Source organism: Mycobacterium sp. 1164966.3 (assembly GCF_001665395.1).
Classification (GTDB): domain Bacteria; phylum Actinomycetota; class Actinomycetes; order Mycobacteriales; family Mycobacteriaceae; genus Mycobacterium.
In genome coordinates, this window is record NZ_LZSG01000047.1 from 15,058 (window position 1) to 29,769 (window position 14,712).

The following is a 14,712-nucleotide window of genomic DNA, read 5'->3' on the forward strand; positions in this document are numbered from 1 at the left end:
GGTTTCGCGGTGATGGCAGACGACGCCAAGACGTTGCAGGAACGTCGCCGCGAGCTGTTGCGCAGACGCGTCGCCGAAAGCGGTTTGGCCGCCGGGGGGCGGATCGCCCAACCGCGCGTGTGCGCCGGTGAGCGTTACCCGCTGTCGGCCGGTCAGCGCCGGATGTGGTTCCTGCAGACGATGGACCCGACCGACTCCACCTTGAACATCTGTGTCGCCTACCAACTGAAGGGTGCTCTCGACGAGGCCCGTCTGCACGCGGCTTTCCAAACAGTCGCCGGGCGTCATGCCATATTGCGCACCAGCTACGGGGTGGACTCCGAAGGCGAGCCGTACCAGGTGTTCTCCGACGACGTCGAGATCACTTGGCAAGCAAGGGATCTGACTGATCTGCCCGACCCTGACCGTGATCAGCGGATCGAGGCCCTGGCGCGGGACGAGTTCGGCCGACCCTTCGATCTGATCGACGACTCCCCGTTGCGACTCACCCTAATCCGCGCGGATGCAGAGGAATTCGTGCTGCTGCTGGTCGTGCACCACATAAGTTGGGACGACGACTCGTGGGCCGTTCTCGCCCAGGACCTGAGCGCCGCCTACAACGGCCGGCAACCCGGGCGCCCGGACGACCAAGTACCGCAGTACGTCGCGGCGGAGGTGCTCGATGCGCCTGCCGAACCCACGATCGCCGATGTCGGCTACTGGGCCGACATCTTGCGTCCGCTACCCGAACCGCTGCAGCTTCCCGGTGTGGCTCCCGCGCATCCGTCGAGGCAGGCGCACCGTCGCAGCACGGCGTTGCCCGCCGAGTTGTTCGGCCGGGTCGAAGACTTCGCCCGCGCGCATTCCGCGTCGCCGTTCATGGTGCTGCTGGCGGCGTACGCGGTGCTGGTGCGTCGGTACACGGGAGCACCGGATTTCCTCATCTCGGTACCGGTGACCGATCGCAGGGCCGCGGCCGAGGGCGCCATCGGGTATTTCGGCAACACGCTGCTGTTGCGGATGGCGACGCGCTCCACCGACACCTTCACTTTTCTGGTCGGCGCGGTGCGTGAAACGTGCCTTGGTGGCTTCGCCCATCAGGCGGTCGGCATCGATCGGGTTGTGCGGGAGGCCAATCCGGAACGGATGGGCCATGACGGCATGGACCAGCTTGTCCGACTTGGCTTTTCCATGCGCAAAGGCGCCACCGGATTTACCCTCGACGGCGTTACTGTGCGCCAACTCGAACTGGGCGCGGTGACCGCCCATGTACCGCTTGCCCTTTCCGTCGTGCTCGACACGCAAGTGCTCATCGAGTTCGAGTATCAAACCGACGTGCTGAACTCCGCGCTCGTCGAGCAGATGCTTACTCACTACGTGCAGCTGCTGGACAACGCGCTGGCTCAGCCGCAGCGCCGTCTCACCAGTCTGGACATGCTGGGCAGCGGCGAACGCGAAACGGTGCTTGCGCAGTCACATGGCGAACTCGTCGACATTCCCGCCACCACGATCGTCGCGCTCCTCGAAGATGCGGCGATCGCGGCCCCCGACGCGACGGCGCTGGTTTCCGGCGAGGCCGAGCTAACGTACGCCGAGTTGCATCGCCGCTCGAATCGCTTGGCGCGCTGGCTGATCGGCCAGGGCTTCGGTACCGAGGACATTGTCGGCCTGCGCATGACCACCTCGTTCGACTTCATCGTCGCGATGCTCGCGGTGCTGAAATCCGGCGCGGCGTATCTGCCGATCGATCCGGCCTACCCGGCCGACCGCATCGACTACCTCATGACGGATGCCCGCCCAACGACAGTGATCGGACCGCAGGAGTTCAGCACCGCGCACACGGCCGCCGCGCAGTTGTCGGACGCACCGGTCACAGACGACGACCGTGTTCGTCCATTACGTCCCGAAAATCTGGCCTACGTCATCTACACGTCCGGCTCCACCGGTAAACCCAAAGGCGTGGCCGTCTCGCATCGCGCGATTGCCGAACACATCGAGTGCTTCGTCGCCGAGTGGAGCATGACCGCCGAAGACCGGTTGCTGCAGTCCTCGTCGGTCAGCTTCGACGCGTCGCTCTCCGACATCCTCATCCCGTTGACGCTGGGCGCAACGCTCGTCGTGCCCAAACCGGATGCGTTCGGCGACATCGCCTATGTCGCCGGCCTGATCAGCCGACACGGTGTGACCGTGCTGCACATGGTGCCCTCCATGCTGAGCACCGTCCTGCTGATGCCTCAGGTCCTCGGCGTTGATGCCTGGCGCCAGCTGCGTCATGTGCCAGTGGGCGGCGAAGCGCTGGCGGGTGAGGTGGCCGAGAAATTCATCGGCTACTTCGACGCGCAGTTGCGCAATCACTACGGCCCGACCGAGGCCGTAGTCTGCGCTACGCACATGGACGTCAAGGGATCAGACGTCAAGGGATCACACGGCGCGCGTGTGGTGCCGATCGGCGCGCCGAACCGCAACGTCTACGCCTACGTGCTGGACGAGGAGTTGCAACCAGTGCCTGCCGAGGTGATCGGTGAGCTCTACCTCGGGGGTGTGCAGTTGGCGCGCGGGTATCTGGGCCGTCCGGGACTGACAGCGCAACGATTCGTCGCCGACCCGTTCAACCCGGGCATGCGTCTATATCGATCGGGAGATCTGGTGCGCCGCAACATTTCTGGCGACCTGGAATTCGTGGGCCGCGCCGACGAACAGGTCAAGGTTCGCGGCTTCCGCATCGAGCTGGGTGAGGTGGAGTCGGTGATCGCCGCACATCCTGCGGTGCGGCACTGCCTCGTCGTCACCGAAGAGAACGAAGCCGGACCCATGCTCGCCGCTTACCTGGTGCCGGTGACTGACCAACAATCCGGCTTCGCAAGTCCGGCAGATCTCGACCTGGATGCAATCCGCGCACACGCCGCGTCGGTACTACCCGAATACATGGTGCCCACCGCGTTCGCGGTGATCCCCGAGATCCCGCTCACCGTCAGCGGCAAGCTGGACAAGCGGGCGCTGCCGGCGCCGACACCGGTCGCGGTTCGTCGTTACCGCGAGCCCGCTACGCCCACCGAGCGCCGCATGTGCTCGATCTTCGCCCGCATGTTCGGATGGGACCGAATCGGCGCCGAAGACTCGTTCTTCGGACTGGGCGGGCATTCACTGCTGGCGGCGCGGCTGGTGGCACAGATCCGCGCGGAGTTCGGGGTGGAGCTGACCGTGCGCGCCGTGTTCGACACCCCGACTCCGGCCGGTTTGGCCGCTCGGCTGGTCGAACAGTTCCGCTCGGAATTCGACATCGACCTGGACGAGATCGACGAGATCGACGAGCTCTACGACGGAGCCGAATTCACTGACGACGGGCCGCTCGACGCCTCCTACACCTCGCAGCCGGGCCGTCCGCAGCTTGCCGGGACCGTCCGTTCAGAGCGGCTCCCGTTGTCCTACTCGCAGCTCGCGATGTGGTTCCAGTACCGGATGGAAGGCGCACGCGACGGTTTCAACCTGCCCTTCGCGTTGCGTTTCAGCGGTCCGCTGGACACTGCCGCGCTGACCGAGGCGCTCAACGACGTGGTGGCCCGTCATGAGGCGTTACGCACCAATTTCGCCGAGTACGAAGGCGTTCCATACCAGTTTGTGCACCCGGAGCTGCGGGTCGAGCTTCCGGTGCTCGACGTGGCCGCGGAACAATTCGACGAGACGGTGACCGCACTGCGCCGGCACGTGTTCACTCCTGAGGCCGGCCCGCTGCTGACGGGCACGCTGTTGGAACTCGGCGCGGAAAACCATGTGCTGATGCTGCTGGTCCACCACATCGTGAGTGACCACGCCTCACTCGGCATCGTCTTCGACGACCTCATCACCGCCTACCGTGCGCGGGTGCGGGGCACGGCGCCGCACTGGCCGGCTCTGCCCATCCAGTTCGCGGATTACGCTCTGTGGCAACGAAGTGCGTTCGACACCGAATGGGGTCAGGCGGAGCTGGCTTATTGGCGGGAGGCGTTGGCAGGGCTGCCCGACGAGATCTCGGTTGCTTCAGACCGCACCCGCCCGCCGGTGCTCGGCAAACAAGGCACCGTGGTCACCTTCACCGTGTCTGCGGCGCGCCGCGGAGCACTCACCCAGCTTGCCGAGCAGAACGGCGCCACCGAGTTCATGGTTTACCAGGCTGTGCTTGCGGTATTGCTGCACAAGCTCGGTGGCGGCGCGGACATCCCGGTCGGCAGCCCGGTCGCATCGCGGATCGATTCGGCGACCCATCATCTGATCGGTCTGTTCGCCAACATGGTCGTGCTGCGCAACGACCTATCCGGCGATCCAAGTCCGCGCATCATGATCGCGCGCAGCCGGGATGCGGTGCTGGACGCGTTCGCACATCAGGAATTGCCGATCGAGCGCTTGGTCGAGGCCCTCAACCCGCCACGTTCGCGATCCCGAAACCCGTTGTTCCAACACATGCTTCACTTCCGCGGCGAGGACTGGGCGCTGGTTCCGCGTGACCTCATCGGCGAAACAACCGTCGTACCGCTTCGGATGGACTTCGAGGTGTCGCTGCTGGACCTCGACCTCGGCATGGCCGTGACGCCGGACGGCGAGCTCGACGTGCGGGTGGTGGCCAATGCCGATCTCTACCAAGCCGACACCGTTGCGCTCATCGCCGATGCCCTCGACAGCACGCTCGACGCCTTCGCGACGACGCCAGACGTTCGGGTGTCCACGCTGGAGTTGCTGCGCGCGGGGGACATGGCGAAGCTGCTGGCTTCACCGAGGCCGGTTCCGCCGCGTCCGCAACCCGTCGTCGGTGGTTCGGCGGAAAATTCGGAAACCCTGCGGACACTCATCGGGTTGCTGGAGGAGTTGCTGGACATCGCCGGTGTGGATGCCGAGGACAACTTCTTCGCCCTCGGCGGCGACAGCATCATCTCGATTAAATGGTCCGCTCAGGCCAATGCGCAAGGGCTGCCGTTGACGCCGCCCATGGTGTTCGAGCACCTGACGATCGCCGAGTTGGCCGCCGCAGTCGATGCCGCCGCGGATCAACCTGTGGCCGTTGAGGGTTCGGCACCGGTGCAGGACTACACGCCGATGAGTGCCTCGGGCCTGAGCCCCGATGCGCTGGCCGATCTCACCGCATCATGGCACCAGCAGTCGTGACTGATGTGAGGCGGGCGCCGGCACCGATCGAGGACGTTCTTGCCCTCAGCCCGCTACAGGAAGGCTTGTTCGCGCTCTACCGGCTGGCCGAGGACAGCATCGACCTGTACAGCATGCAGTTCGTGGTCGATGTCGACGGGCCGCTCGACACCGATCTGCTGCGCCGCAGTGCGCAGGCGATGCTGGTCCGGCACCCGAATCTGCGCGCCGCGTTCTGGGATCGTGACGTTCCCAGGCCGGTGCAGGTGGTGCCGGCACAAGCCGAGCTGCCGTGGTCCGAACGGATCGCAACGCCAAGCGAATTCGACGCCATCGCCCGCTCGGAGCGGCGCCGCCCGTTTGACTTGAGCCGCGGCCCCGCTTTGCGGGTCGTGCTGCTCACCGTGCCGGGTGAGACGCGGCGCCGACTGATCTTCACCGCGCACCACATTCTGGTCGACGGTTGGGCACTTGCGGTGTTCTTCACCGAGATGCTGGCCGTGTATCGGGCGGGCGGATCGGCCGACGGGCTACCGCCGCCACATCCCTACCGCGACTACATCGTCTGGCTCGCCGGGCAAGACCGAAGCGCCGCGATCGCGAGGTGGACGCAATATCTGCAGGGCGTTTCCGGACCGCTCATGGTCGCCGACACCGGCGCAGTCAAAGGAGCTCCCGGTGACGCGGTGCCGGACAAGACGCAACTGCTGTTGCCCGCGACCGACACGGCACGGTTGCGGGAATGGGCGGGCCGCAACGGCTTCACGCTCAACACTGCGGTGCTTTTTGGCTGGGCCGTCGTGCTGGGCCGGCTGACCGGTCGTCGCGACGTCGTGTTCGGCACCATCGTCTCCGGCCGTCCGGAGAGCCTGCCCGGGGTGGAAACCATGGTCGGGTTGTTCATCAACACCGTGCCGGTCGTGCACCGGCTGAGCGGCACAACCTCGGTGGTCGAGCAGGGCGCGCGGTTGCAGCGCGAGTTGTCGGCCATGCGTGACATCGGGTACCTCAGCCTGTCGGAGGTACAGCGCGAACATGGCCGCGGAGCTCTGTTCGACTCGCTCTTCGTATTCGAAAACGCCCCGATCGAAGACGCAATACGCCCCGTCAGCATACCTGACGGCACGCGTTTTCATCCGGTCGAGATGGAAAGCCTGACGCACTACCCATTGACGGTCGTCTCACACCTCAGCGACGACGCGCTGGTGGTGCTTGTCGAGGCGATTCGCGAAGCGCTGCCGCACCTTTCGCCGGCAGCGATAGGTGAGCGGCTGCTGGCCGTGCTGCGGCAGCTGCCCGATGTCGGCGACCAGACGCCCGATGTGCTGGATGTTCTCACCGCGGCTGAGCGCGCCGAATTCCGCCATCTCGCCGCACTACCGCTGCCGGCTGTGCAGAGCGGCACCGTGTGGGAGGCGTTCGAGCGGCAGGTGTACGCCACTCCGGACGCCGAAGCGCTCAGCACCTCCGGTGGCGAGCGCTACAGCTACGTCGAATTACACCGGGAGGCAGCGCGGCTCGCGTGCGCATTGGCGGAGCGCGGGATAGGGCCAGAAGATGTCGTCGCGCTGTTGCTGCCACGTTCAGCCCGGTCCATTGTCGCGATCCTGGCCGTGCTCGCTACCGGCGGCGCCTATCTGCCGGTCGATATCACGCTGCCAGATGCGCGCATCGAATCCATTCTCCACCAAGCGAATCCGGCGCTTGCCATCACCGTGGCCGACCACGCACATGTGGCTGTAGCCGGTAGCCGCACGTTGGTGCTCGACGAACCCGCTGTGGCCGAGCGCATTTCGCGCTACACTGCCGTCGCGCCAACAGTGCGACGTCATCCCGAGCACAGCGCGTATGTCATCTTCACCTCCGGTTCCACCGGCGAGCCCAAGGGCGTCATCGGCACCAATTCCGCGCTGCTCAGCTATTTCGCGGACCACCGCGAGCGTGTCTACCGCCCCGCCGCAGCACGGCTGGGCCGCCTGTTGCGTATCGCGCACGCCTGGTCGTTGAGCTTCGACGCCTCGTGGCAGCCCATGGTCGGACTGCTCGACGGTCATGGGCTGCACCTGTTCGACGCCGAAGAGATGCGCGACGCGGACCGGCTGGTGAAAGGCATTGCCGCATACCGGATCGACATGATCGACACCACCCCGTCGATGTTGGTGCAACTCGCAGCCGCTGGACTCTTGGAACAGGACTTGACGGTGCTGGCCCTTGGGGGCGAGGCGATCGACACCGCGCTGTGGGGTCGGTTGCGCGGGCTGTCCGGCACCGAGATCTACAACTGCTACGGGCCCACCGAGATGACGGTCGAGGCGGTGGTGGCACCGGTCAACGAGTACCCGGCACCGACGATCGGCACCACCAACGCCGGAACGTTCGGCTATGTCCTGGATTCCGCGCTGCGGGTGGTGCCCGACGGAGTGGTGGGCGAACTCTATCTGTCCGGTGCGCAACTTGCCCGTGGCTACGCCGCTAAGCCCGCGATGACCGCGGCCCGCTTTGTGGCCGACCCGACGCGCCCGGGCCAGCGCATGTACCGCACCGGCGACCTGGTGCGTCGCCTGCCCCACGGTGGTTACGCGTACCTGGGACGAAGCGACACACAGGTCAAGATTCGCGGCTACCGCGTCGAGATCGGCGAAATCGAAGCCGCTCTACGCGGCCAGCCCCAGGTGCACGACGCAGCGGTTGCCGTCCTGCGTCGGGAGAACGGCGCCATCCTGGTGGGCTTCGTTGTGTGGCAACAGGATCAGGCCGGTGACCTGCTGGGGCTGCGTGCCGCGCTGAGCGAGCGTCTGCCGTTGTACATGGTCCCGGCGCGGATCGTGGCGCTGCCTGCGCTTCCGGTGAACGCCAACGGCAAACTGGATGGCCACGCCCTGGATCTGCTGGCCGATCAGGCGCTGGCGCAGATTGCCGGTGACGCGGCGGCGTCGGCGTCTACCGATACCGAGCGATCGTTGGCTGAGATATTCGCCGAGCAGTTCAACGGCGTGACACCGCACGTCGACGACGACTTCTTCGCCCTCGGCCTGGACAGCATCGTGGCGATCTCGTTGGTACACAAGGCGCGTCGACGCGGTCTGTCGTTGAGTCCGCGGATGATTTTCACTGCGCCGACGATCCGCCAGCTCGCGGCCCTGGTCGATGCGGCAGACCGCTCAGACGAGACGGGCCAGGCAGCGGATTACGGTGAGGTGCTGCCGCTTCCGATGGTGTCTTGGCTGTACGAGTACGGAAATTTCCGCCGCTTCACCCATACCGTCCTGCTGCGGCTGCCCGCCCAAATCGACCGTTCCGCAATCGAGTTGATGCTGCAGTTAGTGCTCGACGGGCACGACACCCTGCGATCGATCCTCACCGACACCGCCCAGGGACCGCGGTTGATGACCCGCGAACCGGGTGTTGTCAACGCCGCCGAGCTGCTGACCGAGGTGGAGCTCGCTGACTCCAGCAACACCGAATTAGCAGCGGCTGTCGGGTATTCCGCACGCAAGGTTACCGAAGATATCGATCCGTACGCGGGCGCGATGGTTCGGGCGGTGTGGTTCTCCGGCACGCGACGGCCGGCGCTGCTTATCACCGCTCACCACCTGGCGGTCGACGTCGTCTCGTGGCACATCATGCTCGGCGACATGATGGCAGCGTGGCGTTCGCTGCAAGCCGGTCGTCCGCCAACGACGTTGCCCGAGTTCACTTCTTATCGCCGTTGGTCGGAGCTGATGTGGCAGCGGGCCGCCACGGCGGAGGTGCGGGCTCAGCGCGAGCATTGGATCGCGCAGGTCCGCGATCCCGACCCGGCATTGGGTGTGCGCCATCCGGATCCGACGAGCGATTCGTGGTCCACGCTGCAAGTCACGTCGGTGACCACTCCGGCCGCAGACACCGAAAGAGTCCTGACCACCCTGGGCAGGGACGGCGGAATGCGCGAACTCCTGCTGGCCGCGACGACCATCGCCGTTGCCAGCTGGCGCCGCGAACGTGGTCAGGGCCCGGCAGCGGGCACGCTTGTCGCCCTGGAGGGCCACGGCCGCGCCGACGCGGTGCTGGACACCGACACCACTAACACCGTCGGGTGGTTCACCACCGCCTTCCCCGTTCGGCTCGGCACGGGGGCGGCCGCGCTCGACATCGAACAGGCCGAAGCCGATCCGCTGGCAGCCCGGGCGCTGCTGGACTCGGTGGCGACCCAACTCGACGCGATCCCGAACGACGGCTTGGACTATGGACTGCTTCGTTATGTCGAGCGGGTACCCGAATTGCGCTGCGGCGCCGAGCCGCAGATCCATTTCGGCTACCTGGGTCGTCTTGACCTCACCGGTGCCTTGAACCAGCCCGACTCCTGGTCGCTGCTTACCGGACCTGCACTTGACGCGCTACCGGTCGATCCGGAACCGGATCTGCCACTGCGCTTTGCGCTCAACATCAGCGTGCTTGTCGGAGCGACGTCCGAAGGCACGCAACTGATCACCAACTGGCGATGGAGTGATGCGCTGTTCGAACCCGGCGACATTGACCGGCTGGCGCAGTACTGGCAACGCGGAATCGCCGTGCTCATCGGCAAGACAGCCGGGGGCCAGGAAGGATCCGCATGGAGCCGCTGAAGCAGCAGCCTCAATCGCGTCGACAGATCAGCCGGGACGAGGTCAGGGCGACGGTTGCGGCCCAACTCGGTTGCTCGGCTGCACAAGTCGCTGACCACGACGACCTGATCCAGCTGGGTCTGAACTCCATCCGCATGATGGCGCTGGCTGGAGAGTGGCGCAAACACGGGGCCACGATCACTTTCGCGGAACTGGCAGCTAGCCCGACGGTCGAGTCCTGGCACGGCCTCCTGTGCACCGGCGAGGCGCACGAACTGCTAAGCGCGACAGACCCGGTCGAAGCGGTGCAGTCCGATCGCGAAGCGGTAGCCGAAGAAGACCCGTTTCCGCTGGCCACCATGCAGCATGCGTACTGGATAGGTCGCTCCGACGAACAGGAACTTGGCGGCGTCGCGGCCCACCTCTACGTCGAATTCGATGGCGGCGACCTCGATCCCGATCGGATGAACCGCGCAATTGCTGATCTGGTCGCGGCGCATCCCATGCTGCGCACCCGATTCCTGCCCGACGGAACGCAACAAACAATGCCGCAACCAGGCAGGCCAGTGTTCGCCGTCGCGGACCTGCGCGGACAGAATTCCGCGACGGTGGAATCCGCGCTGGCGGAGTTGCGCGACCGTAAAACCCACCAGTGCTTGGCGATCGAAGACGCTCAGGTCATCGATATCACGCTGAGCCGTTATGACGACGGCTCAGGTGCTATCCGGTCCCGGCTGCATCTGGACATCGACATGCTGGCCGGCGATGCCATGAGTTACCGTGTCCTGGTTTCGGATCTGGCGGACCTCTACCGGGGTGCGACGCTGCCCACGCCCGGCTACAGCTATCGGCGTTATCGAACTGAGCACGCCGAAGACGTCGCGGCACGACAGCGGGACCGGGACTGGTGGCGGCGAAGGTTGGCCGAGATGCCGGGCGCGCCGGAGCTTCCCACAGTCTCGGTCGGCGAGCGACGGGCGCCGCATCGCACGGTCCGCTACGACCACTGGCTGACACCAGAGGCCAGGCAAAGTCTGGTGGCCGGGGCACACCGGCGCGGGGTGACGCCCGCCATGGCCCTGGCCGCGGTGTTCGCGGACACCATCGGTGGCTGGTCGACGCAAAGCCGGTTTTTGATCAATGTGCCATTGTTCCACCGTGATTCGGTACACCCCGACATCGACCGCGTGGTCGGGGACTTCACCTCGTCGATCATGCTCGAGGTCGACGTCACCGAAAACGTCTCGGTTGTCGACCGGGCCCGGGCAATTCAGCGCAGCATGTACGAAAGTGGCTCGCACGCCGCCTATTCCGGGCTCGAAGTGCTGCGCGATCTGGGCCGGCACCGGGCTGAGCCAGTCCTGGCGCCGGTGGTCTTCACCAGTGCGCTTGATCTCGGTGAGCTCTTCGCCGACAACGTGATCCAGACCTTCGGTGAGCCGGTGTGGATCATCTCGCAGGGCCCTCAGGTGCTGCTCGATGCGCAGCTGACCGAGTTGCGCGGAGGCCTGCTGGTCAACTGGGACGTGCGCGAATCGGCGTTCCCGCCAGGCGTGATAGATGCCATGTTCGCCAGCTTCACCGAGGCGGTGGATCGCCTCGCCCAGGGCGATGCCGGCTGGGAGGCAGAGGCGGTGGTGCGATTGCCGGTCGCCCAGGCGGCGGTGCGCGCGGCGGTCAACGCGACCGACGGTCCGGTCAGCGGACGGTGCCTGCACCAGGGCTTCTTCGAGCACGCGACCGCCGACCCGGACGCGCCCGCGGTGGTTTCGGACACCGGCGATGTCGAGGTCTGGAGCTACCGGGAACTCGCGCAACGCGCGCTGGCGGTAGCAGGAGCGTTGCATGCCAACGGTGTTCGCACCGGCGACGCAGTCGCGGTTCAGCTACCCAAAGGGCGCGACCAAGTCGTGGCGGTACTCGGTGTGCTTGCCGCCGGGGCCACGTATGTGCCGATCGGATTCGACCAGCCGGAGGGGCGGCGCGCGAAGATCCTTCAGACCGCTGAGATCGTCGCAGCGCTGACGATCGAGGCTAAGACTTGCGAGTTCGGTGGATCGTGTATATCCATCGATGCGGCCCGCGATTACCCAGAGCCGTTGCCAGAGCCAATCTTTCCCGATACCGGTGAAATCGCCTACGTGATCTTCACGTCCGGTTCGACCGGGGTGCCCAAGGGCGTCGACGTGCCGCACAGCGCCGCGATGAACACGATCGATGCCGTGAACGAGTGGTTCGCGGTCGGCAACACAGATCGAGTGCTCGCACTGTCCGCCCTGGAGTTCGATGCCTCGGTGTACGACATCTTCGGCATGTTCTCCGCCGGTGGCGCTCTGGTGGCCGTGGATGCCCAGCAGAAGGCCGATCCCACCACATGGGTGGAATTGCTACGCCGCCACCGAGTTTCGATCCTCAACTGTGTGCCGAGCATGCTGGACATGATCTTGGAGCTCGGCGGCGATCGGCTGGGTAACTCGTTACGTGCCGTCACTCTGGGTGGCGACTGGGTGGGCGCCGACTTGGCCCGCAGGCTGGCCAGGCAGGCGCCGGGATGCCGGTTCGCAGGTCTCGGCGGTGCGACGGAGACGGCCATTCACAACACCATCTGCGAAGTCGGCGAACCGCCGGCGCACTGGGCGACCGTGCCGTTCGGTGTTCCGTTGCGCAATGTCCGCTGCCGGGTGGTTTCGCCGTCGGGCCGTGACTGCCTCGACTGGGTGCCCGGTGAATTCTGGGTCGGTGGGGCAAACGTCGCCGCCGGTTATCGCAACGATCCGCAACGTACCGCGCAACGATTCGTCGAGCGCGACGGCATCCGATGGTACAAAACTGGTGACGTGGCCAGGTACTGGCCGGACGGCACCATCGAATTCCTCGGCCGCGCAGACAATCAGGTACAGATCCGCGGATACCGGGTCGAACTGGGCGAAGTGGAAAGCGCGCTGCGCACGGTACGCGGGGTGCGCCATGCCGTCGCTGCCGTCGTCGGCGGCGGTGCACCAAAACTGGTTGCCGCCATCGCAGGCGATCCGCAGGAGGTCGGCGATGTCAGCGCGGCAGTCGCAGATCTGCTGCCCGGCTACATGGTTCCCACCCGAACCGTGTTCTTCCCACAGATTCCGTTGACCCCGAACGGCAAACTGGACCGTCGCGCCGTGGCCGCGCTGCTGGAGCCCGGCGGCAAAGCCTTGGACGAACACGGCGGTGCCCCACGCAACGATGTGGAAGCCGCCCTGGCGGAAGTCGTCACCGAGGTGCTGGGGCGGCCGAATCCGCTTGGTGTACACGATGATTTCTTCGCGCTGGGCGGTGATTCGGTGCTGGCCACCTCGGTCATCGCACGGGTACGCGACTGGCTGGAAATCGACCACGCGGTGGTCGCTGACCTGTTCGCAACGCGGACCGTTGCGGCATTCGCCGAACGTCTGCAAAACCGGGAAGCCCAGCGGGGCACGCCGGAACGGCTCGCCGTCATCGCGCGCCACTACCTTGATGTCGCCGCGTTGACCGACGAAGAGGTTCTCGCCGAAGGCTAGTCAGCCGGCGGCGGGGGAGCCGAGGATGATGCTGCCGACGCTGCATTCCTGTCGTTCGTCGACGCCGGTGGCCGCAACGAATGCCGCGGTGTCGCCGAATCCCTGCGCGCAGGCGCCCAGACCCATCGCGGTGGCGGCCAGGTAGATGGTCTGCATCAGCACGCCGACATCCTTGAGAATGGTGGCGTAGCCGATCTGTTCGTACGTCCACAGGATGCGTCCGCTGCGTGCGGCCATGACCACCAGCACCTGCGGTTCGGCACCTCCGGTCAACGTCGCCGCGGCCGGCTTGATCAACTGGGACACGGCGCGCGAATCCGCGGCGGCCACCGGGCGCAGCACGTGATCGAACGAATCGTAGTGGTACATACCAGGTTTGAGCCCAGCCACATTGCGCACCACCGGATAGAGCTCGAGTTCATAGATGCCGCCGCCGGAAGGGTAGGGGCGAGACAGAAGTTGCTCGCCCGGACCGGCCGACTGGGTCGTGCGGGTCCGCGCTGTGCGATACAGCAACTCGGCGAGCTGGTCGATGCTGATCGGGTGCGCGTCGTCAAATGTTCTTGTCGAAACCCGATCTTCGAGAACCGCGGTCAACGTCGGGTCTTGGCTTCGTTTGGCCGCCATATCGGGGACAGGCAGTGCGATCGGTGTACCTGGGTAGTCCGGCCGGCGCGCGGGTGGCTGCGGAAAACGGCCCTTGGCCCACTTCGTCGGTCCGAAATGTTCCCATGTGACGGTGCGTTCACCGAGCGTGCTGCGACGGTGAAACCACAGATCTGGTGCGCTCCAGCTGAGGGCCTCGAAGCTGTCTTCGTCGGCGGGCCGGACCAGGATTCCGCTCCACCGCAGATCCTCGATGAACTGTGCAGTGACGGCGTCGGGACATCCGGCGGTCGGAGCGTCGAGCAGCACGAGCAGTTGTGGGTCATGGATCCGCACGTCGCACCAGGCCAGTGGATGTTCGATCACAAAACCCTCGGAATCACGATGTAGCACAGCGAATTTCGATATCGCGAGGGCGTCCGACATCCGGTCCGGGCGGGGCGGGGGACGGCCGAAGGGCAGGATCGTGTACCGATCCTTCGCGTCCTCGCGGACGGTGAGAGTCAGCCATCCGCCGCCGACGAGTTGATCGATGAGTCCGGCGACATCGCCGGCTGCCGGTTGGCCGCTCCCAGCCAGGTCGGTGACCGTTGCCGGCCCCACGTTCAGCGCCTTGAGCGCCCGCAGCTGGGCCGCCGCCAACCGGGTCAGCTTCTCGTTGCGCGGAGGGTTCAGCAGTACGGCGCCGGCGGGGGTGGTGAGACAGGTGACGCCGGAACGGAAGACAAATTTCGTCTCGACGGGATATCTGCTGGCGGGCAACCGCAACCCTCTCCATGTGCCATGCGCCCGGCAACAACGCAAATCCGGTAAGCCGATGCGAGGAATTTTAATCTGCCCGAGGAATGGGTCACAGCCGCGCCGGGAGTGACGTTGCAATAGCGCAACCCGTC

General features: G+C 65.8%; 4 protein-coding genes. 3 read left to right on the forward strand and 1 reads right to left on the reverse strand.

The window, feature by feature from the left end:
- Nucleotides 1–12: 12 nt before the first annotated feature.
- Genes A9W99_RS18290 through A9W99_RS18300 form a run of 3 tightly spaced genes read left to right on the forward strand, consistent with a single transcriptional unit; the run spans nucleotide 13 to nucleotide 13,213 of the window.
- The gene (locus tag A9W99_RS18290; RefSeq protein WP_067381168.1) at nucleotides 13–5,115 is read left to right on the forward strand and encodes a non-ribosomal peptide synthetase; all 5,103 of its coding nucleotides are present in this window, start codon (nucleotides 13–15) and stop codon (nucleotides 5,113–5,115) included.
- Nucleotides 5,112–9,698, forward strand: a complete 4,587-nt coding sequence (locus A9W99_RS18295) for a non-ribosomal peptide synthetase (RefSeq protein ID WP_067381171.1) — start codon at nucleotides 5,112–5,114, stop codon at nucleotides 9,696–9,698. The genes A9W99_RS18290 and A9W99_RS18295 overlap by 4 nt, the downstream gene beginning before the upstream one ends.
- Nucleotides 9,686–13,213 carry a non-ribosomal peptide synthetase gene (locus A9W99_RS18300; RefSeq protein WP_067381174.1) on the forward strand — a complete coding sequence of 1,176 codons (3,528 nt, stop codon included), beginning with the start codon at nucleotides 9,686–9,688 and terminating at the stop codon, nucleotides 13,211–13,213. Before A9W99_RS18295 ends, A9W99_RS18300 begins: the two co-directional genes overlap by 13 nt.
- Here A9W99_RS18300 and A9W99_RS18305 read toward each other — a convergent pair whose 3' ends face one another.
- The gene (locus tag A9W99_RS18305) at nucleotides 13,214–14,581 is read right to left on the reverse strand and encodes a SagB family peptide dehydrogenase (RefSeq protein ID WP_067381336.1); all 1,368 of its coding nucleotides are present in this window, start codon (nucleotides 14,579–14,581) and stop codon (nucleotides 13,214–13,216) included.
- Nucleotides 14,582–14,712: the final 131 nt, after the last annotated feature.

Excerpts from the sequence above, each read along its gene's own strand:
- A9W99_RS18290 (WP_067381168.1), top strand. The coding sequence starts at position 13 with ATGGCAGACGACGCCAAGACGTTGCAGGAACGTCGCCGCGAGCTGTTG.
- A9W99_RS18300 (WP_067381174.1), top strand. The coding sequence starts at position 9,686 with ATGGAGCCGCTGAAGCAGCAGCCTCAATCGCGTCGACAGATCAGCCGG.